Genomic DNA, 19,586 nt, shown 5'->3' on the forward strand with positions numbered 1-19,586 from the left:
ATCCTCATTGTCGGGACGGCGTTTGATCCGCCCTCCGAGCTTAACGGACCGGTGACCCGTCGAGGAGCCTGAAGCTGAAAATGTCCGCTACTGCATATCGCGCAGCAGCGTGCAGCGGTTTTGCGATACCGGCATGCATCAAAACAAGAACCTGAAGTGCATCGCATGAGACCGATCGAACGCGACGCGCTTTAGCGAAAAAGGCCGGCGTTGCGCCGGCCTTTTGATGGGGTTCGGAATGCCGGCTTAGCCGACGATCTCGGTATCCGAGAACCAGTATTTGATCTCTTGCGCGGCGGTTTCCGGCGCATCGGAACCGTGCACGGAGTTCTCGCCGATCGACAGTGCGTGCAGCTTGCGGATAGTGCCTTCGGCGGCGCTTGCCGGATTGGTGGCGCCCATCACTTCGCGGTTCTTGGCAATGGCGTTCTCGCCTTCCAGTACCTGCACGACTGTCGGGCCCGACGACATGGATTCGACCAGCTCGCCGAAGAACGGACGTTCCTTGTGCACGGCATAGAAACCTTCCGCCTCGCGGCGGCTCATCCACACCCGGCGCGAAGCGACGACGCGCAGGGCGGCATCTTCCAGTATCTTGGTGATAGCGCCGGTGAGATTGCGACGGGTCGCGTCCGGCTTGATCATTGAAAAGGTGCGTTCGAGCGCCATGGGGTCGTCCTTGTGATGGAGAGTGGAATTGAGGGTGGCGGGCTCTATACAAGCCGCCCGCCGCCTTGCCAAGGGGAGGCCGGCGCAGCGCGCATTTCTGCGCTGGGGCGGACTTTCAAGTCGAACCATGCCGCCGCTCATCTTTTTGTTGAGCATCGGATTTTCCGACAACCGGTACCCACTTGGGTCCGATCGACTGGCCGCCTTATAGCGCGTCGTCGTCAGCCTGACCCAACGTCGTCATAACTGCATCTCGATCGTCAGGTTGGCCGTGTCGCCAGCCCCGAGGCCTTCGCGGACCCGCACCGCGGTCTTGATCGGCAAGAGCAAGCTGCCGGATTTCTTGTCTGGAAACAGCGATGTCCGCCATCTGGTCTGGCCGATGACGGCCTCCACGCCAAGCGAGCCCCAGGGCCTTGCCATCCCCACCATCGCCGTCTTGATCCGGGCTCCAAGCTCCGGCGGCAGGGTCACGAAATGCCAGCCGCCCTTGCCCGGATAGATCCAGATCTCGGCCTGCATGTCGTAGCGAAACATTCTATGCACTTCCTCAGGTCAAGGCCTTCACGACTGGCTTTGCCATGGTGTCTTGCTGGCAATGCTGACGATCGGCGAACCATCCATGATATCCACAGCCCTGCAGGGGAGGAGTCATTCTTCCCCGCAAGGAGGAAGGCAGCGCCGCCATTCCACTACCGCTTTGTCACGATAGACGGCCGCCGCGTTTCCCAGCCTTCCCGTTCCAGTTCCGGCACGCTGTGGTTCTCGCTGGGGTAGCCGATGCAGAAGTAACCGATCAGTGTCCACTCCGGCGGCACGTCCAGGATCGTCGCCATCTCGGCCGGGTCGAGGATCGAGACCCAGCCCATCCCTATTCCCTCGGCGCGCGCCGCCAGCCACATCGTGTGGACCGCCATGACAGCGGAATAGTCTATGGTGGCTGGCATGGTCTGGCGGCCAAGCCCATGCCCTTGCTCGGTTGCGCGGTCGGCGAAAACCGCAAGCTGGCAGGGCGCCTCGTTCAGGCCGGCAAGTTTCAGGCGCCCATACAGCGAGGCGCGTTCACCGCAAAAATTTGCGAGTGCCTCCGCGTTGCAGCGCTCGAAGCATGCCCTGACGGCGGCGCGGCATGTTTCGCTCTCGACGATGACGAAGCGCCAAGGTTGGCTCAGCCCGACGGACGGCGCGGCGCTGGCAAGCTCGAGCAGCCGCTCCAGCGCCCCTTCCGGGAGCGGCGTCGGCTTGAACCGCCTGACGTCGCGCCGCCACAGGAAGAGCTTGGCAAGCCCGGCGCGAAAATCGGCCGGGAACTCTGGGTTTGCGGTCATGGCGCGCTGCCTCTGTTGTGGTTGCCCGGTTCGCCGGTTTTTCGTCTTGTTTGCTTCGATCCGGGCAGTGATGCGGCGCCTCAAGCGACACTTCGTCTACCCGCATTGTCGCATTTCGCCGGGCGGGAATTCTAATGCATGTCGCGCAAAAGTGTGCAGCGGTTTTGCGGCAACGACAAACAAGTGCATGCCGCGCAAAGGTGTGCAGCGGTTTTGCGGTAACGACATGCATCAAAACAAGAACCTAAAGCGCGTCACATGAGGCCGGTCGAACGCGACGCGCTTTAGCCGAGGCCGGGCGACGTTGCCGTCATCTACGCCGTTGAACCTTGATCGGCAAACAAAACCCGCCTCGGCAAGCCGGGCGGGTCGTCGGTACGAATCAGCACCATACCGAAATTAGTAGCATAGCTGCCGGCACAAAGCAAGAACAGAATGTGGCGTTGCCGATGAAGCTGCCGAGCTCAACTTGCGAGCGGGGCGATCGCTGCCGGCGCGACCGTGCGGCCGAGGCCGCCATGCAGATCGAGGCATCGTTCGAACCATTGAGCCACGACATCGCTGTCGTCGAGCAGCCGGTAGGGCGTGGCGATGCGCGCCCATTGCAGCGCGCCGAAAACGATGTAATCGGCAAATGGCGGCGACGGGCCGCCAATGAAGGGCTGATAGCCGAGCATCGAGCGGAGTGGCTCCAGCGAGGCGCGGAAGCCGGCGAGCCCGGCGTCGCGGGTGGCGTAAACCGCCTCCAGGCACCTGCCGAAGCGCTGCTCGCGGTTCTGCCGGAAATAGGCGGCGTTCGCTTCGTCCTGCATGGCATGCAGGTCCAGTAGCGCCGCGGTGGTGACGTAGGGATGGATGGTCAGCTGCGACCAGCGTTCGATGAAGCGCGCCGTCGCCTTACCGCCGTCGCCGGAAAACAATGTCGGCCGCTCGGGATAGGTCTCCTCGAGATAGAGCGCGATGGCGAAGGAATCGGCGACCACCGTCTCGCCGTCGCGGATCACCGGAACGAGCTTCGAGACGCCGCCTTCCACCTTCGGCACTTCGAGGAAACGGGTCGGCACGCTGGCGGTGTCGAGTCCCTTGTGGGCCAGCGCCATCGCCGCCTTCCAGCAATGTGGGCTGAATGGGCGAGCGGCGTCGCGTCCAACAAGGTCGTAGAGCAGAATGGTCATTGGCGGCAGCGTCCTTGCAGTCTAACTATGGCCGAAACAGACCCGCGCGAAACAGGGTCCCGCAGGTCGAGAGAAGAATGAAACAGCATTTCAGGATGTTTGCGGCCTACAATCAATGGGCCAACGGCCGCATCTACGATGCCGCCGCCGATCTCGACGAGGAAGAGTTCGACCGCAATGTCGGCGTCTTCTTCGGTTCGATGATGGGAACGCTCAACCATCTCCTGGCAGCCGACCGTATCTGGATGAAACGCTTCACCGGCGAGGGCGACGCGCCGGCAAGGCTCGACACGATCTTGCACCGCGCCGTGCCAGGCTTGCGGCTGGCGCGCGAGGCCGAGGACAAACGGATCATCGACTGGGTCGACGGCCTGAGCGACAAGGCGCTGTCGGGCCGCTTCTCCTACATGACCGTCTCGGATATGCGCACCGTCTCCCAGCGGCTGGCGCCGGCGCTCGACCACTTCTTCAACCACCAGACCCACCACCGCGGCCAGGCACATGCGATCCTGACCATTCTGGGCAAGCCAAGCCTCGGACTGGACCTGACGATGTTCCAGCGTAGCGAGGAGGGCAGGGCTTTCGCCTGAACCTGGGGCGGCTGGTGAAGCGGACGGTGGATAGAGGACAATCTGCCGAGATTGCAAAACGCGCCAAAACATTTTATGGAGCGGACGGTCGTGAGGGCGGCCGCTTCAGCAGCATTCAGCAGCAACAGCGAGAATTGGCACGCATGCCCAATGAACCCTTGCGCCTTGTGGCGTTCTTCGCCGTGGTCTTGGCGCTTCTCAACTCCGGTTATTATTTCCATCAGGGCGACATCGTCGCGACCATCTATTTCATGATCGGCGCCATTCTTGTGACCGCGGTGACGCGGATGAGCATCAGAAGGCAGCTGATTTAGGACCGATCTTCTTATCTGGCCGCCATCTCGACGGCTGGTTCGCTTCGACTGCGATCGAATTGAAAGCAAAGTCTTAGGACTTCGTTTGTGCTGTTGCTTCAAGGTAGCCGGCTGAAGCAGGAGCAAAAGCATGCAGATCGATTTGTCCCCGACGAGCTGGGGCAGGGTCGTGGCGGTTACCGTTGCGGGCACGGCGGTCTGCATTGCAGCCGCATTCCTCGTCGATTCCTTCAATTTCCCATATTTGTCGCCGGAAGCGCTGTGGCGGGCGCAGCTGACCGACCTGCTGCTGCCACTTATCCTGGCCAGCTCGTTCTTCTTTTTCCTGATGTGGAAAATGCGCCAGCTGGCGATCGCGCAGAAGGCACTGGCCGTCGTCGCGGCGACCGACAGCCTGACGGCGGTGTTCAACCGGGGTGCGTTTTCCATGCTCGTCGAGGCCTATCTCGAACAGGCCCGCAGCCATTCTGTCGTTAATGCCGGCGCCTTGCTGATCGTCGATGCCGACCATTTCAAATCCGTCAACGACCGCCTCGGCCACGACTGCGGAGACCAGGCGCTCAAGCTGATTGCCAAGACAATCCAGGGCCAGCTACGCGGCGCCGATATCGTCGGCCGGATCGGCGGCGAGGAGTTTGCGGTTTTCCTTCCCGGCGCAGATCCTTCGCAGTCCTGGCTGGTGGCGGAGACAATTCGCCGACGCGTCCGTGAGGCGGAGTTCTCGCCTGGCGGCCGGCCGTGTCCTCTCTCGGTCAGCATCGGCGGCGTCGCCTTCAGCGGGCCGACCACCTACGCTGAGATGTTCGTGGTGGCGGACAAGCACCTTTACAGGGCCAAATCGAACGGCCGCGATCAGGTCAGTTTCGAACCCGCGGCAGCGGACGACCCGCCGGGCGGCGGCCCGATGACGGTCCATTGATGGTCGTTTCGGTCAGGCGGCGTAGCCGCCGAGGCCCCGGGCGACCGGCTTGACCGAGACCGCCGGCTGGGCGGCCGGCCAGAGGATGCCTGCCGTCACGGCGAAGGTGATCAGGGCGTCGCGTGCCGCTTCGGCCGAGATCTCGCCGGCACGTGCCGCCTCGCAGGCCTTTACCGCGGCGCCATAGCTCAGCCGCCGGCGCGAAGGCGGGAACTCGGTCAGGAATTCGTGCATCTCGGAGAACGAAGCGATCGTACGCTTGTAGCCGGCGCCAACGGTTAGGGCAACCGGAGTGGAAAACGTCCTGTCGTGCATTCTGGCCTCTCGAATGGGCGGAGGTCACGGCGGACGCCGTTCTCCGGTCTGGGGGTCGGGCAGAAACGCGGGTCACGGCGCGAGGTTCCATGTTGCCGGGATTGTTTTTTCGCTGGCTCCGGGAGCGGTCGCCGTGAGAGCGGCGCCAGCGGCGAGGCGGATGCCTATTTCCACATGCCACGCATGCGGGCGCCGAGGTCGACGCGCACCTGCGGCTGGCGGCGCGGATCGTCCGGGGCCTGGACGCTGGCCCAAGCCACTTGTTCGAAGGCGCCTAGGATCGAGCGCGGGATGAAGCGCGTGCGCGAGGCATAGACATGGCGGTCGCCGCGCGCCGCCTGCCCGTGGACGAAAAAACGATGCGGCATGACCAGGTGCAGGCTGTCCTTGGCCCGCGTCATCGCCACGTAGAGCAGCCGCCGCTCCTCGTCGACGTCCTCCTTGCTGCCGACGCCGAGATCGATCGGGATGCAGCCGTCGACGGTGTTGAGCACGAAGACGTTCTTCCACTCCTGGCCCTTGGCCGAATGGATCGTCGACAGGATCAGATAATCCTCGTCGCGGTGCGGCGGGCCAGCCTCGTCGCTGGTCGCGTCAGGCGGATCGAGTGTCAGCTCGGTGAGGAAGCGCTCGCGCGACGCATAGCCGGAAGCGATCTGCTCGAGCTGCAGGAGATCGGCCCGGCGCGTCGTTGCATCCTCGTGGATGCGTTCCAGATGCGGCTCGTACCAGAGCCTGACCTGCTCGAGGTCGGCCGGCCATTTTTGCGCGCCGGCGCGCAGGCCGCAATAGAGCGCGACAAAGCCCGGCCAGTCGTCGGCGGCACGCTGCGGCGGCCGATAGCGGGCAAGCCCCATTGTCTCGTCGAGCGACGTCGCCATGGTCTCGACGATCGCATTGGCGGCCGAAGGGCCGATGCCCGGCAGAAGTTGCAGCACGCGAAAGCCGGCGACGCGGTCGCGCGGGTTTTCGGCAAAGCGCAGTACGGCCAGCAAGTCCTTGACGTGAGCTGCATCGAGAAATTTCAGCCCGCCGAACTTGACGAAGGGGATGTTGCGGCGCGTCAGCTCGATCTCCAGCGGGCCGCTATGGTGCGAGGCTCGAAACAGCACCGCCTGGGCTTTGAGAACGGTGCCGGCCTCGCGCTCGGTGAGTATCGCCTGGCAGACATAGCTCGCCTGCTCGGTCTCGTCGCGCACGCTCACCAGCTTCGGCTTTTCCGCCGATTTGCGCTCGGTCCAGAGATTTTTGGTGAAACGTTCCGACGCTTCGCCGATTACCGCATTGGCGGCCGCCAGGATCGTCTCGGTCGAGCGGTAGTTGCGCTCCAGCATGACGACTTCCGCCGGCTGTGCGAACTGCTTGGGAAAATCCAGGATATTGCGCACTTCCGCGGCGCGGAACGAATAGATCGACTGCGCGTCGTCGCCGACCACCGTCAGCCCCGATCCGTCGGGCTTGAGCGCCGTCAGGATCGATGCCTGCAGCCGGTTGGTGTCCTGGTATTCATCGACCAGCACATGATCGAAACGCGCACCCAGATGCGCGGCGATTTCCGGCTCGCCGGCCATCTGCGCCCAGTAGAGCAGCAGATCGTCGTAATCGAGCACATTCTGCGCCTGCTTGGCCTCGACATATCTGGCGAATAATTGCTTCAGCTGTTCGGCCCAGCCGGCGCACCACGGGAACACCGAACCCAGCACCTCGCCAAGCGGCGCCTGTGCGTTGACGGCGCGCGAATAGATCGCAAGGCAGGTGCCCTTGGTCGGGAAGCGGGCTTCGGTCTTCGAAAAACCCAACTCGTGGCGGGCGAGGTTCATCAGGTCGGCGGAATCCTCGCGGTCGTGGATGGTGAAGGCCGGATCGAGACCGATCTCCAGCGCGTAATCGCGCAGCAGCCTGGCGCCGATGCCGTGGAATGTGCCGGCCCAGCTCAGCGCATCGGTAATCACCGAGGCATCGCGCCCCAGCACCTCGCCGGCGATGCGCTCGACCCGCTTGGCCATTTCCGCTGCGGCACGGCGCGAAAATGTCATCAAAAGGATCCGCCGCGGGTCAGCACCCCTGATGATCAGATGCGCGACCCGGTGCGCCAGCGTGTTGGTCTTGCCGGAGCCGGCGCCGGCAATCACCAGCAACGGCCCGGCGATCTTGCCGTCGCCATGTTCGACGGCAAGCCTCTGCTCGGCATTGAGCTTCGCCAGATAGGCCGGCTGGAAGGACGAATCACGGGCGGCGAGGTTCATCGCCCATCAAGCATCGTTTCTGCTTTGTTCGCAACGGTTTGCGGAGCCGGAACAGGGCCCGTGAACGAAGAAGCCTTGCGGGCAGGCCTGTCGACTAACGCTCGGGCTCGACGCCCATGCTTGCCGATTGCCGCCGCAGCGCCTCGCGATCGTCCTGTGGCGGTGGCAACAGCAGCGGATCGAAATCGTCGGGCACCTCATCGATCACTTTCTTGGCGACGCGATAGGCGACATAGACGATTGCCCCGGCGATGAGCAGACGGATCATGCCTTCCTCCATTGATTGTGCAGCAACCGGAGACGCGGCATTTTGTTCCCAGGCCCCTTGGCGAATGCGGGAACGACACCGGCCGCGCAACCAAATCGCCGACGCCTCGTTGTCGGGCGAGAGGAGATTGCGATGAAAAAGCGCTCAATCCTGCTGCTTATGGCAGCTCTGACTGTTGCGGGTTGCGACAACAATATCCAGCCGACCAAGGCCCCTGGCGACACGGTCGATCAGAACCCGCAGGTCGACAAGAATCCGGTGCCGAAGTCGACGACCGGCGGCGATCAGCCCGGCACGCCGCCGAAACAATGACCGCCTCAAATGGCGTCGATCGGGCAAGCGGCGCCGGTCAAGGAAGGTGGCCGGCGCCGCTTGGGAGGAAGCTGATGGCGCCGGCCAGGCGGAGATCAGGCCCGCCGCACATCCAAGGATAGCCGAGTCTTTCCGCAGCGTCATGGTCGATAGCGTACAGACGGCACGCCCCTGTGGACAAACCTGCCGGCCACAGCAGCGTTTGTTCATCACATAGTTCGTTCTTCCCATGGAACAAACCAAGCTGCTGCGTGTTTGGATGTCGATCGGACGCTCCCAAGGCCGCCGTTCACGAAAGAACCCGCTCTCCTTGTCCCCCCCTCAGGATAGCGGGTTCTTTTTGCGTTTTGCGGGAAGTCGTGGCGCGGCCGCTGACTTGCTTGCCGGTTTTCGCGGCTTATGCGGCGAACCGGGGCTCAAGCCCTTGCGAAGCATGGTTGTCCCGTGCAAAAGCCCGGCCATGCTGATCATCAACGACCTTTCGCTCCGCATGGCCGGACGCCTGCTTCTCGACCATGCCTCACTGACCTTGCCGGCCGGCAGCAAGGCTGGCCTTGTCGGCCGCAACGGCACCGGCAAGACGACCCTGTTCAAGGCGATCACCGGCGACCTCGCCTCCGAGACCGGCTCGATCAGCCTGCCCAAGAACACGCGCATCGGCCAGGTCGCGCAGGAAGCGCCGGGCACCGAGGAGCCGCTGATCGAGATCGTGCTCAAGGCCGATCTTGAACGGAGTGCGCTGCTCGAAGAGGAAAAGACGGCGACCGATCCGCACCGCATCGCCGACATCCACATGCGGCTGGCCGATATCGATGCGCACTCGGCCGAGTCACGCGCGGCCACCATTCTCGCCGGCCTCGGCTTCGACGACGCCGCACAACGGCGCCCGGCCTCGTCCTTCTCCGGCGGCTGGCGCATGCGCGTCGCGCTGGCCGCCGTGTTGTTTGCCGAGCCCGATCTGCTGCTGCTCGACGAGCCGACCAATTATCTCGATCTCGAAGGCACGCTATGGCTGGAAAACTACGTGTCGAAATACCCGCACACCGTGCTGCTGATTTCGCACGATCGCGACCTGCTCAACCGCGCCGTCAACTCGATCGTCCATCTCGACCAGAAGAAGCTGACCTTCTGGCGCGGCGGCTACGACCAGTTCGAGCGCCAATACACCGAGCAGCGCGAATTGCAGGAGAAGGGCCGCGTCAAGCAGGAAGCCGCGCGCAAGCACATGGAATCCTTCGTCGAGCGCTTCCGCGCCAAGGCATCGAAGGCGAGGCAGGCGCAGTCGCGCATCAAGGCGCTGGAGAAGATGAAGCCAATCGCCGCGATCGTGAACGACACGGTGCGGCCATTCTCCTTTCCGGAGCCGGTGAAGACGGTGGCCTCGCCGATCATTGCGCTCAACAACGTCAACGTCGGCTACACCGAGGGCGAGCCGATCCTGAAGAAGATGACGCTGCGCATCGATGCCGACGATCGCATCGCGCTGCTCGGCGCCAACGGCAACGGCAAGTCGACCTTCGCCAAGCTTTTGGCCGGCCGGCTGAAGCCGGAGACCGGCAGCATGACGGTGGCGCCCGGGCTTAAGGTGGCAATCTTCGCCCAGCACCAGCTCGACGATCTCAGGCCCGACGAAAACGCCTATGAGCATGTCCGCCGGCTGATGCCGGATGCGCCGGAATCCAAGGTGCGCGGCCGCGTCGCCCAGTTCGGCCTGACCACCGAAAAGATGAACACCGCCGCCAAGGATCTGTCCGGCGGCGAAAAGGCGCGGCTCCTGATGGGCCTGTCGGCCTTCGAGGGGCCGAACCTTTTCATCCTCGACGAGCCCACCAACCATCTCGACATCGACAGCCGTGAATCACTGATCCATGCGCTGAACGATTTTCCCGGCGCCGTCATACTGATCTCGCATGACCGCCATCTGCTCGAAGCGACCGCCGACCGGCTGTGGCTGGTCAAGGACGGCGCGGTCAATCCATATGACGGCGATCTCGAGGATTACAAGACGCTGGTCACCGGCGTCTCCGGGGACCGCCGCGGCAAGCGCGAGGCGGACAAAGCGTCGAAGGCCGACCGCCGCCGCGATGCAGCCGCGCGCCGCGCCGCCTTCGAGCCGCTGGCCAAGGAAATCCGCGCCACCGAAGCGCTGATCGACCGCATCCGCAAGCGCATCGACCTGATCGAGGACGAACTCGCCAACCCGGCCGTCTACGAAAAGGACCCCTCGAGCGCGACAAGGCTGGCCAAGGAGCGCTCCCAGCTCGCGCAACAGCTGGCCGGCCATGAGGAAAAATGGCTGTCGATGTCGGCGGAGTACGAGGAAGGCACGGCGGAGTAGGAAGAGCGCAATCTCCCCCCTCGCGGGGGAGATGCCCGAAATGCCGCGCCTACGACGCGTTGCTCAAGCGTGTCGCGGTCATGTGGCCGGGTACGTTCCCGGATACCCAAATGGTTCGCGGTAGGAGGTGAATGAGATGCTTGAAGGTCGGGAGTGGCGCAAAAAAGATGGAGCGTCAGACGAAGCGATCGAGAAACTCAGGGGAGTGGGCCCTTTGGTCCTGCCTGAAAGCTATGCTGCCCTTCTCTCTTTCAGCAACGGTGGTGAGGGCCCCCTGCCAGTCCAGCCGCTATGGCTTGCCTTGCACGCTGCGGAAGAGGTGATCGAAATAGAGCAACAGGGGACATTCAAGGAGTTCTTTCCGGGTTTTTTCGTTATCGGCAGCAACGGGGGCGGCGAGGCGATTGCGTTCGATCTACGCACAGTGGGGCTTTATCCGCTCGTTGCGTTTGACATGACAAATATTGATCTTGTCGAAAGCGTTTGGCCCATTGCGCCGGACTTTGATGCATTCTTGGACTTGATCGGCCTTTCCGACGAATAGCCCAGAGGGGGATGTAGGCCCGCCCATCTGGCCCTACACGTCGCCATAACAACCGGCTAGTTTGCTCCCATGAATCAGCACGCCAAGCTCAAAATCGGCCATTCGGCCTGTCCGCATGATTGCCCTTCGACCTGCGCGCTCGAGGTCGAACTGCTCGACGCCAGGCGCATCGGCCGCGTCCATGGCGCCAAGGCCAACAGCTATACGGCCGGCGTCATCTGCGCCAAGGTCGCCCGTTACGCCGATCGCGTCCATCATCCCGACCGCCTGCTGAAGCCGCTGGTGCGGGCCGGCGCCAAGGGCGACGGCGCCTGGAAGGAAGCGAGCTGGGAGGCGGCGCTCGATCTGGTCGCTGAAAAATTCATCGCGGCGGAGGCAAAATACGGCTCGGAGACGGTCTGGCCCTATTACTATGCCGGCACGATGGGGCTGGTGCAGCGCGACGGCATAGAGCGGCTCAGGCACGCCAAAAAATACTCCGGCTTCTTCGGTTCGATCTGCACCAATCTGGCCTGGACCGGCTGGATGATGGGCGCCGGCGCGCTGCGCGGCTCCGACCCGCGCGAAATGGCAAAGTCCGACTGCGTGGTGATCTGGGGCACCAACGCCGTGGTCACGCACGTCAACGTCATGACCCACGCCATCAAGGCGCGCAAGGAACGCGGCGCCAAGATCGTCGTCATCGACGTCTACGAAAATGCAACGATGAAGCAGGCCGATCTCGGCCTGGTGCTGAAGCCCGGCACCGACGGCGCGCTGGCCTGCGCGGTGATGCACGTGCTGTTCCGTGACGGCATGGCCGACCGCGCCTATCTGGACAAATACACCGACGATCCGCACGGTCTGGAAGCGCATCTTCAGACAAGGACGCCGCAATGGGCCGCTGACATCACCGGGCTTTCGGTCGACGAAATCGGGGCCTTCGCCCGTCTCGTCGGCACGACGAAGAAGACCTATTTCCGCCTCGGCTACGGTTTTTCGCGGCAGCGCAACGGTTCGGTCAACATGCATGCCGCAGCCTCGATCGCCGCGGTTACCGGCTGCTGGCAATATGAGGGCGGCGGCGCCTTCCATTCCAATTCGGGCATCTTCAAGCTCAACCAGGAACTGCTCGAAGGCACACGGATGCGCGACCCCGCGATCCGTCATCTCGATCATTCGCGGATCGGCCCGGTGCTGACCGGGGCTGAGGATGCGCTCTATGGCGGCCCGCCGGTGACGGCGCTGCTGATCCAGAACACCAATCCGGTGAATGTCGCGCCGGAGCAGCGGCTGGTGAAGCAAGGTTTTCTGCGCGACGATCTGTTTTCCTGCGTGCACGAGCAGTTCATGACCGACACCGCCAAGCTCGCCGATGTCGTCCTGCCGGCGACGATGTTTCTCGAGCATGACGACGTCTACAAGGGTGGCGGCAACCAGCACATCACACTCGGGCCGAAGCTGATCGACCCGCCGGAAGGCCCGCGCACCAACCATTTCGTCATCGAGGAGCTCGGCAAGAGGCTCGGTGTCGCCGACCGTCCGGGCTTCGGCATGACCGAGCAGCAGCATATCGATATCATCCTGGGCAAGCGCGGGCTGGGCAGCTTTTCGAGCCTGAAAGAGCAGAAATGGGTCGATTTGCAGCCGGATTTCGCGGCCGCGCATTTCCTGGAAGGCTTCGGCCATGCCGACAAGAAATTCCATTTTCGCGCCGACTGGACCGGGCAGGCGTCGCCCAATCGGCCACCGAAAAGCATGGGCCTGTTCGGGCCGGTGGCACGCCTGCCGGAATTCCCCGATCATGTCGACCTGATCGAGGTGGCGGACGCGGCGCACCCGTTCCGGCTGACCACCTCGCCGGCGCGCAATTTCCTCAATTCGACCTTTGCCGAAACGCCGGTATCGCAGGCAAAAGAGCGCCGGCCGGAGCTGCTCTTGCATCCCGATGATGCGGCGGCACTCGGGGTCGCCGACGGCGGCCGTGTCGAGGTCGGCAACCGGCGTGGCGAAGTGGTGCTGCACGCAAGATTGTTCGACGGGATCAAGCGTGGCGTGGTCGTTGCCGAAGGTATCTGGCCGAACAGCGCCCATGAGCGCGGCGAGGGCATCAACGTGCTGACGGGCGCCGATGCGCCGGCGCCCTATGGCGGCGCCGCCTTCCACGACAACAAGGTCTGGCTGCGCCCCGCGGATTGAGCGTCGGAACGATATCTCCATCCGGCCGTTTTCGCGTGGCGGGTGGAGGCATTGTCATGGCAGAAGTGTTGCGGGCGCCGGATCCCATCGGAAGGACATTGTCGTCCGGCGAACTCGTAACCACGATGTCCCACTTTCATCGCGCCGAGATTGCGCGCATGGCTGGGTGGCGCGACCGCCTGGACCGGACGAGCAACTGGGCGATAACCGTTGTCGCGGCGATGCTCTCCGTTTCGCTTTCGACGGCCAGCGCTCACCATGGCGTGCTGCTGTTTGCGATGCTGCTTGTCCTGTTGCTACTGTGGATAGAGGCCCGCCGATATCGCTTCTTCGACTTCTATCGGGCTCGCGTGCGCCAGTTCGAACGGCACTATTTCGCGCAGATATTCTCGCCGCAGCCGGACTTCGCGTCCGATTGGCTGTTGATCGTCGGCGAGAGCCTGCGCGCGCCGAAATTCCTGATTTCGCAACGCGTGGCTTTGGCGCGCCGCCTGCGTCGCAATTACATCTACATGCTGCTGATTCTGCTGCTGGCCTGGATCCTCAAACTGTCGACCCCCAGTCTTCTGACCGAAGGCGTCCCCATCGGCTTCGTCGGGTCGATGCGTGAGGCCGTCGCCAGTGCTGCGCTGGGTCCAGTTCCTGGTGGCGCCATCGTCGTGCTGGTCGCCATCCTCTATGCAGGCCTGCTGGTGACAGCCTTTTTGACAGAGAGCGACGACGGCGAACTCTCCTTCGGTGACGTTCACGTCTAGCAACGCAACGCCCTGTCGCGCGTTGTTGGACACGTGCATTTGGGCGATGGGGGTTTCATGGCTTGGCAGGCTCCGACACGTTCCAGCCTGGCGCTGCTGGTTTGCGCTTTCGTCCCCGCAGGCGCGGCCGGGGCAGCGGAGACGCTTGTTGCCGGGACCAAGGCCTCCGGCATGGGTGGCTCGGGCGAAGGCGCTTTCGTCGCCGAGATCGTGCTTCTGCTGCTTGTCGGGCGCGGCCTGGGCGAAGTGTTGCAGCGCTATGGCCAGCCGGCAATCATGGGCCAACTCATCGGCGGCATCCTGCTCGGTCCTTCGCTGTTCGGCTGGCTATGGCCGTCGGCCCAGCACCTGATCTTTCCCACCGATCCCGCGCAAAAGGGCATGATCGACGCCGTCTCGCAGCTCGGCATCCTGATGCTCCTTTTGCTGACCGGCATGGAGACGGACCTGCGGCTGGTACGCCGGGTTGGCGCGGCCTGTTTTTCCATTTCGGCTACCGGCGTCGTGGTGCCCTTCATCTGCGGTTTCGCGCTGGCGCAGTTCCTGCCGGACGCATTGCTGCCCAACCCGACGCAACGCACCGTTGCCGGGCTGTTCCTGGGCACCGCGCTGTCGATCTCGTCAGTCAAGATCGTCGCCATGGTGGTGCGCGAGATGAACTTCATGCGCCGCAATCTCGGACAGGTGATTATCTCCTCGGCGATCATCGAGGACACGATCGGCTGGCTGGTCATCGCCGTTACCTTCGGCATCGCCACCAATGGCAGGCTGCAGCTCGTACCGCTGGTGACCACCATCGCCGCCGTGGCACTGTTCATGGTGTTCTCCTTCACCATTGGCCGCCGTCTTGTCTTCACCTTGATCCGCTGGACCAACGATCAATTCCGCAGCGAGTTTGCGGTGATCACCATGATCCTTATCATCATGGGCGTCATGGCGCTGATCACCAACATGATAGGCGTCCATACGGTGCTGGGGGCGTTCGTCGCCGGCATCCTTGTCGGGGAATCGCCTATCCTCTCCAGCCATATCGAAGGCCAGCTGCGCGGCGTCATCACCGCGCTGTTCATGCCAATCTTCTTCGGCATGGCGGGGCTTTCCGCCGATCTCACAGTGCTCGCCGACCCGACGCTTGCCATGCTGACGGGCGCACTTGTGGTCATCGCCAGCATCGGCAAGTTTGGCGGCGCATTCATCGGCGCCAAGCTCGCCGCCATGTCGTTCAAGGAAGCAATCGCCGTCGGCAGTGCAATGAACGCGCGCGGCTCGACCGAGGTGATCGTCGCCAGCATCGGCCTGTCGATGAACATCCTGTCGCACAATCTCTTCACCATGATCGTCACCATGGCCGTGATCACCACCTTGGCCATGCCGCCGATGCTGCGCTGGGCGCTCGGCCGGCTGCCGGTTGGGCATGACGAGCAGCAGCGTGTCGAGCGCGAGACGTTGGACGAATACGGCTTCATTTCCAGGCTGGAGCGGCTGCTGGTGCTGGTCGATGACAGCAGGATCGGCAAGTTCACTGCCTATCTCGCCGGACTGGTCGGCGGAGGCAGCGGCATGCCCACCACCTTGCTTCAGCCGAAAGACGGCCGAATTGACAGGCCAACCGACAGCAAGGGACAGGAGCGCGCCCTGCAGGAAATCAAGAAGGGTGCAAGAAAAAGCGCCCAGGCGGTGAAACGGATCGAAGACACGCTTGTCGACAAAGTCCATCTGACGGCCCGCACCGAATTGGAAGCCACGGGTGAGACGATCGCCGAAGAGGCCCGCAAGGGATACGGCCTGTTGCTGGTCGGCCTTGACAATGTGCTGACCGCCGATGGCACCTTCGCGCCGGCCCTCAACGACATTGCCGCAGGATTTGACGGCCCGCTTTGCCTGGTCCTGAACGGCGGCAATGCCGCCGAAAAGATGCCGACGTTGAAGGCCGGAACCAGCATTCTCGTCCCCGTCAACGGTACCCAGGTGGCGCATCGCGCCGCCGACTTGGCGTTGGCGCTGGCCCGTCCAAACCGGGCACGGATCAAAGTTCTCTACGTTTCGCAAAAGGCAGCCAAGGGCCGCAGGTCGACATCGGTGTCGCATAGCCGCGAAGAGGCCGTGCTGAAAGACATCGCCGATTTGGCGGGCCGCTACGGCCTGCATATTGACACAGCGTTCCATACCCGCGTCACACCCGACAAGGCGATTACCCGGGAGGCGGCCAAAGGCGCGGCCATCGTCGTGATGGGCGTCACCCAACGTCCGGGTGGGGACCTGTTCTTCGGCGAAACCGCCGGCGCTGTTTTGGCCGCCTGCAATTGCCCCGTCGTGCTTCTGGCCAGCGCGCGGCCCAAGCATGACGCCGCTGGCGCTGAGCTGGCGGCGTGATTTTCATGGCGCGCACTGACCCGTCGGTAGACATGTCGATTGAGGCTCTGAAGCGCTGATCAGTCAAACGTAAAGAACTCGAACCGAACGGTTCGGTTCTGTTGACGGAGCGTACAGGAAAGGGTGAACGCCGGCTCCCAGAATGTTCGCCAAGAAAATCACCAATGACCGCGTAACCAATTGACAATAAAGAAGAACAGTGTGGCGGAAGGAGCCGCATGTCGAATTTCAAGCGGCCAATTTGGCGCACCCGAACAAAATTTTCGTGATTGGAAACGACAGGCTTGCCGACCCATCTCGGGGTGGTCCGAGCGACGCGAATTCCTCCCAAGGCACGCCACTTGACGGACAGAACAAAGACTACCGGAGTACCCGAAATGACCAAGATCGCTCTTACCGTCGCCGCCATCCTTGTTGCCACCGGCACTGCTTTTGCCGGCAGCGACCACTATGGCTCGGACAACGTCAACCAGCCGGCCGCTCCTGCTGCCAACGTCGACAACACGTTTACCGGCTCGATCCGCAAGCCGGTTACTTCCGAGCATGCTGGTGCCAAGACGACTTCCGAGTCGGTGGCGCCTGAATCCGGCCAAGGCATCTGGGGCCGCTGATTATCACGGCCCCGGAGCACAAAGAGCGGCGGGCTTGGCCCGCCGCTCTTGTTTGGTGCGAAGCGGGTTTGGCCGAAGGTCGGCGATCCCCCGGCCTGCCAGGCAATCCCTAGCGAAGATCCTTCGGCCAGATGCAGTGCGTCAGCCGGGCGCCGCCGAAGGTGAGACCGGCCCAATCGCCATCGACGTCAAACCGAGCCAGGGCCGCGGTCGGGAATTTATCCGCCAGTTTTTTCAGCGCCGCTTCATCCGATCCAGCCCCGGCAAGACCGCGCGCGAACTCCTCCAACCCGGGATTGTGGCCAAGCACCAGCAGCGTTCCGGTTCCCGCCTTTACCTGTCGCACCTTGGCGAGGATATCCGCCGCTGCTGCCTCGTAGAGCGCCTGGGCAAATTTGGCCTGCACCTTCGCCGGCAATTCCGCCGAGAGCAGCCGCCACGTGTCGCGGGTGCGCAGCGCCGGCGATACCAGCGCCAGCTCCGGCAGCCAGCCGCGCCGGGCCAGTTCGCGTCCGACCAGGGGCGCTGCCTTCAGCCCGCGCGCGGACAGCGGCCGGTCGAAGTCGATGAGGTCGGGATCGTCCCAACTCGACTTGGCGTGGCGGAGGAGCAGCAGTTGCTTCATCGTTTCAAAATAAGGCCGAAACGTCGCGTGCACCATCTCCCCCAGTTACGGGGAAAGCGTCACGCTGACTCTCACGGGGTGATCCGCGCCAGGTGCTCGAGATCGGTCTCTTCGCGCAGCGGGTCGGGCGCGATCACCACCGACGCGGCGTTGTCGGCATCGTCGGCGAAGCGCGAAAACACCGTGCGGCCGCCTTCCATCCGCGCCTTGCCTTCGGCGACCAGCCCTAGCGCCAGCGGATAGAGTTGGTGCTCGGCCTTGAGCACGCGCGCGGCCAGCGTATCCTCATTGTCGCCGACCATCACCGGCACCGCGGCCTGGGCGATGATCGGCCCATCATCCATGTCGAGCGTGACGAAATGCACTGTGCAGCCATGGATGCGCATGCCTGCGCGGAGCGCCCGCGCATGTGTATCCAGCCCCTTCAAGGCAGGCAGCAGGGCAGGGTGGATATTGACCATGCGGCCCTGCCACTTCTCGACGAAACGCGCGCCGAGAATGCGCATATAGCCGGCCAGCGCGACGATCTCGGCGCCAAAAGAGACAAGGGCCGCGTCGATCGCCCCGTCATGCGCTTCCTTGCCGGCATGGTCCGAGCGCGAAATCACCCTGGTGGCGATGCCGCGCGCCGCGGCGATGCCGAGGCCGGCGGCATTGGCGCGATCGGAGATGACGCCGACGATTTCGGCCGGATAGGCCGGGTTGCTCGCCGCCGCGATCAGCGCCGTCATGTTGGAGCCGCGCCCCGAAATAAGCACTACGGTGCGTTTTCTGGTCATAGGCCGATCGAGCCCCGATAGATGACGCCGGCATCGCGGCGCGGCACGATCTGGCCGATCGGCGTCACCGTCTCGCCGGCCTCCTGCAGAACGGCGGCGACCTGCGCCGCCTGGCCGGAGGCGACGACCAGGATCATGCCGATGCCGCAATTGAAGGTGCGCATCATCTCTTCCGGCGCGACCCCGCCGGTCTTGGCCAGCCACGAAAACACCGGCGGCACCTCGATGGCGCCGAGATCGAGCTCGGCCGAAAAATCCTTGGGCAGAACGCGCGGGATGTTTTCGGGAAAGCCGCCGCCGGTGATATGGGCCAGCGCCTTGATGCCATGCGTGTTGCGGATCGCCTTGAGGATCGACTTGACATAGATGCGCGTCGGCTCGAGCAGCGCCTCGGCCAGCGTCGCCTCGTCATTGAACGGCGCCGGATCGCCCCAGCCAAGGCCGCTTACGGCGACGATGCGGCGGACCAACGAGAAGCCGTTCGAATGCAGGCCCGACGAGGCAAGGCCGAGCAGCACGTCGCCCTCGACGATGTCGTCGGTCGGCAGCAACTGGCCGCGTTCGCCGGCACCGACTGCAAAGCCGGCAAGGTCGTAGTCCTTGTCGTGATACATGCCGGGCATTTCCGCCGTCTCGCCACCGATCAGCGCGCAACCGGCCTGCCGGCAGCCGGCGGCAATGCCGCCGACGATCGCAGCGCCCTGGTCGGGATCGAGCTTGCCGGTGGCAAAATAGTCGAGGAAGAACAGCGGTTCGGCGCCCTGCACGACGATGTCGTTGACGCACATGGCGACGAGGTCGATACCGATCGTGTCATGCTTGCCGGCATCGATGGCAATCTTCAGCTTGGTGCCGACGCCGTCATTGGCGGCGACCAGCACCGGATCGGTAAAGCCGGCTGCCTTGAGATCGAACAGGCCGCCGAAGCCGCCGATCTCGCTATCGGCGCCCGGCCGGCGGGTGGCGCGCACCAGCGGCTTGATCTTCTCGACCATGAGATTGCCGGCGTCGATGTCGACGCCCGCTTCGGCATAGGTGAGCCCGTTCTTGCGCTTGCTCATACTCTTTCCCTGCTTTCTCGGGCTCTTCGCATGAACGGTTTCGGTCCGCAAGGATAACGGCGCTGAAACTGCCGATCTCCCCACTGTTTGGACCGGGGACATCGCGAACAGGTGTGCGAGGACATCGCGAACAGTTTGGCGCGCTTTGCGCTGGGGGGTTCGGGATGCCATTCGAGGACACGAGCG

At 63.6% G+C, this 19,586-nt stretch carries 20 protein-coding genes; 10 read left to right on the plus strand and 10 right to left on the minus strand.

Annotated elements, in window-relative coordinates:
• Window positions 1-246 precede the first annotated feature (246 nt).
• The 4 genes from ndk to NKH78_RS29080 all read right to left on the minus strand — a co-directional run bounded on the left by ndk (window position 247) and on the right by NKH78_RS29080 (window position 3,172).
• Window positions 247-669, minus strand: coding sequence for a nucleoside-diphosphate kinase (gene ndk, locus NKH78_RS29065; protein ID WP_352739645.1), 423 nt, complete (start codon window positions 667-669; stop codon window positions 247-249).
• A 240-nt stretch (window positions 670-909) separates the two neighbouring features.
• A complete protein-coding gene (locus NKH78_RS29070; RefSeq protein ID WP_352884851.1) occupies window positions 910-1,206 on the minus strand; it encodes a DUF1905 domain-containing protein in 297 nt (98 codons plus the stop codon).
• A 155-nt stretch (window positions 1,207-1,361) separates the two neighbouring features.
• Complete coding sequence (bluB, locus tag NKH78_RS29075) at window positions 1,362-1,997, minus strand: 5,6-dimethylbenzimidazole synthase (RefSeq protein WP_352739643.1); 636 nt, start codon at window positions 1,995-1,997, stop codon at window positions 1,362-1,364.
• A gap of 464 nt (window positions 1,998-2,461) precedes the next feature.
• Entirely contained in the window at window positions 2,462-3,172 is a 711-nt protein-coding gene (locus tag NKH78_RS29080) for a glutathione S-transferase family protein (RefSeq protein ID WP_352884852.1), read from the minus strand.
• Window positions 3,173-3,249: 77 nt separating this feature from the next.
• On the opposite strand from NKH78_RS29080, the gene NKH78_RS29085 reads away from it, so the two are divergent.
• The 3 genes from NKH78_RS29085 to NKH78_RS29095 all read left to right on the plus strand — a co-directional run bounded on the left by NKH78_RS29085 (window position 3,250) and on the right by NKH78_RS29095 (window position 4,995).
• A complete protein-coding gene (locus NKH78_RS29085) occupies window positions 3,250-3,762 on the plus strand; it encodes a DinB family protein (RefSeq protein WP_352479264.1) in 513 nt (170 codons plus the stop codon).
• A gap of 14 nt (window positions 3,763-3,776) precedes the next feature.
• Window positions 3,777-4,076, plus strand: coding sequence for a hypothetical protein (locus tag NKH78_RS29090; protein WP_352739639.1), 300 nt, complete (start codon window positions 3,777-3,779; stop codon window positions 4,074-4,076).
• A gap of 130 nt (window positions 4,077-4,206) precedes the next feature.
• A complete protein-coding gene (locus tag NKH78_RS29095; RefSeq protein WP_352739637.1) occupies window positions 4,207-4,995 on the plus strand; it encodes a GGDEF domain-containing protein in 789 nt (262 codons plus the stop codon).
• Window positions 4,996-5,007: 12 nt separating this feature from the next.
• Here NKH78_RS29095 and NKH78_RS29100 read toward each other — a convergent pair whose 3' ends face one another.
• The 3 genes from NKH78_RS29100 to NKH78_RS29110 all read right to left on the minus strand — a co-directional run bounded on the left by NKH78_RS29100 (window position 5,008) and on the right by NKH78_RS29110 (window position 7,824).
• Window positions 5,008-5,310 (minus strand): DUF982 domain-containing protein, encoded by a 303-nt coding sequence (locus tag NKH78_RS29100; protein WP_352452964.1) that lies wholly within the window; start codon window positions 5,308-5,310, stop codon window positions 5,008-5,010.
• Window positions 5,311-5,474: 164 nt separating this feature from the next.
• Complete coding sequence (locus tag NKH78_RS29105) at window positions 5,475-7,556, minus strand: ATP-dependent helicase (protein ID WP_352739635.1); 2,082 nt, start codon at window positions 7,554-7,556, stop codon at window positions 5,475-5,477.
• 94 nt (window positions 7,557-7,650) lie between these two features.
• Window positions 7,651-7,824 carry a hypothetical protein gene (locus tag NKH78_RS29110; protein WP_352739634.1) on the minus strand — a complete coding sequence of 58 codons (174 nt, stop codon included), beginning with the start codon at window positions 7,822-7,824 and terminating at the stop codon, window positions 7,651-7,653.
• 132 nt (window positions 7,825-7,956) lie between these two features.
• On the opposite strand from NKH78_RS29110, the gene NKH78_RS29115 reads away from it, so the two are divergent.
• From NKH78_RS29115 to NKH78_RS29145, 7 genes are all read left to right on the plus strand, one after another.
• Window positions 7,957-8,136 (plus strand): hypothetical protein, encoded by a 180-nt coding sequence (locus NKH78_RS29115; protein WP_023677659.1) that lies wholly within the window; start codon window positions 7,957-7,959, stop codon window positions 8,134-8,136.
• 460 nt (window positions 8,137-8,596) lie between these two features.
• A complete protein-coding gene (locus NKH78_RS29120; protein WP_352739633.1) occupies window positions 8,597-10,474 on the plus strand; it encodes an ABC-F family ATP-binding cassette domain-containing protein in 1,878 nt (625 codons plus the stop codon).
• Window positions 10,475-10,610: 136 nt separating this feature from the next.
• Window positions 10,611-11,018, plus strand: a complete 408-nt coding sequence (locus NKH78_RS29125; protein WP_352507897.1) for an SMI1/KNR4 family protein — start codon at window positions 10,611-10,613, stop codon at window positions 11,016-11,018.
• 69 nt (window positions 11,019-11,087) lie between these two features.
• Window positions 11,088-13,196, plus strand: a complete 2,109-nt coding sequence (locus tag NKH78_RS29130) for a molybdopterin-containing oxidoreductase family protein (RefSeq protein WP_352739632.1) — start codon at window positions 11,088-11,090, stop codon at window positions 13,194-13,196.
• A 98-nt stretch (window positions 13,197-13,294) separates the two neighbouring features.
• Window positions 13,295-13,951 (plus strand): DUF2270 domain-containing protein, encoded by a 657-nt coding sequence (locus NKH78_RS29135; protein ID WP_502899873.1) that lies wholly within the window; start codon window positions 13,295-13,297, stop codon window positions 13,949-13,951.
• A 171-nt stretch (window positions 13,952-14,122) separates the two neighbouring features.
• Complete coding sequence (locus tag NKH78_RS29140; protein WP_502899874.1) at window positions 14,123-16,324, plus strand: cation:proton antiporter domain-containing protein; 2,202 nt, start codon at window positions 14,123-14,125, stop codon at window positions 16,322-16,324.
• Between the two features lie 377 nt (window positions 16,325-16,701).
• Window positions 16,702-16,935: a DUF680 domain-containing protein gene (locus NKH78_RS29145; protein ID WP_352739627.1), complete on the plus strand. Its 234-nt coding sequence runs from the start codon at window positions 16,702-16,704 to the stop codon at window positions 16,933-16,935.
• A 109-nt stretch (window positions 16,936-17,044) separates the two neighbouring features.
• On the opposite strand, the gene NKH78_RS29150 is transcribed toward NKH78_RS29145, so the two are convergent.
• The 3 genes from NKH78_RS29150 to purM form a co-directional block, all read right to left on the minus strand.
• Window positions 17,045-17,560, minus strand: a complete 516-nt coding sequence (locus NKH78_RS29150; protein ID WP_352649743.1) for a SixA phosphatase family protein — start codon at window positions 17,558-17,560, stop codon at window positions 17,045-17,047.
• Between the two features lie 71 nt (window positions 17,561-17,631).
• On the minus strand, window positions 17,632-18,339 hold the full coding sequence (gene purN, locus NKH78_RS29155) for a phosphoribosylglycinamide formyltransferase (RefSeq protein ID WP_352739625.1): 708 nt from the start codon (window positions 18,337-18,339) through the stop codon (window positions 17,632-17,634).
• Complete coding sequence (gene purM, locus NKH78_RS29160; RefSeq protein ID WP_352705302.1) at window positions 18,336-19,400, minus strand: phosphoribosylformylglycinamidine cyclo-ligase; 1,065 nt, start codon at window positions 19,398-19,400, stop codon at window positions 18,336-18,338. The genes purN and purM overlap by 4 nt, the downstream gene beginning before the upstream one ends.
• Window positions 19,401-19,586 lie beyond the last annotated feature (186 nt).

This window comes from Mesorhizobium sp. M0910, assembly GCF_040319465.1.
GTDB lineage: Bacteria > Pseudomonadota > Alphaproteobacteria > Rhizobiales > Rhizobiaceae > Mesorhizobium.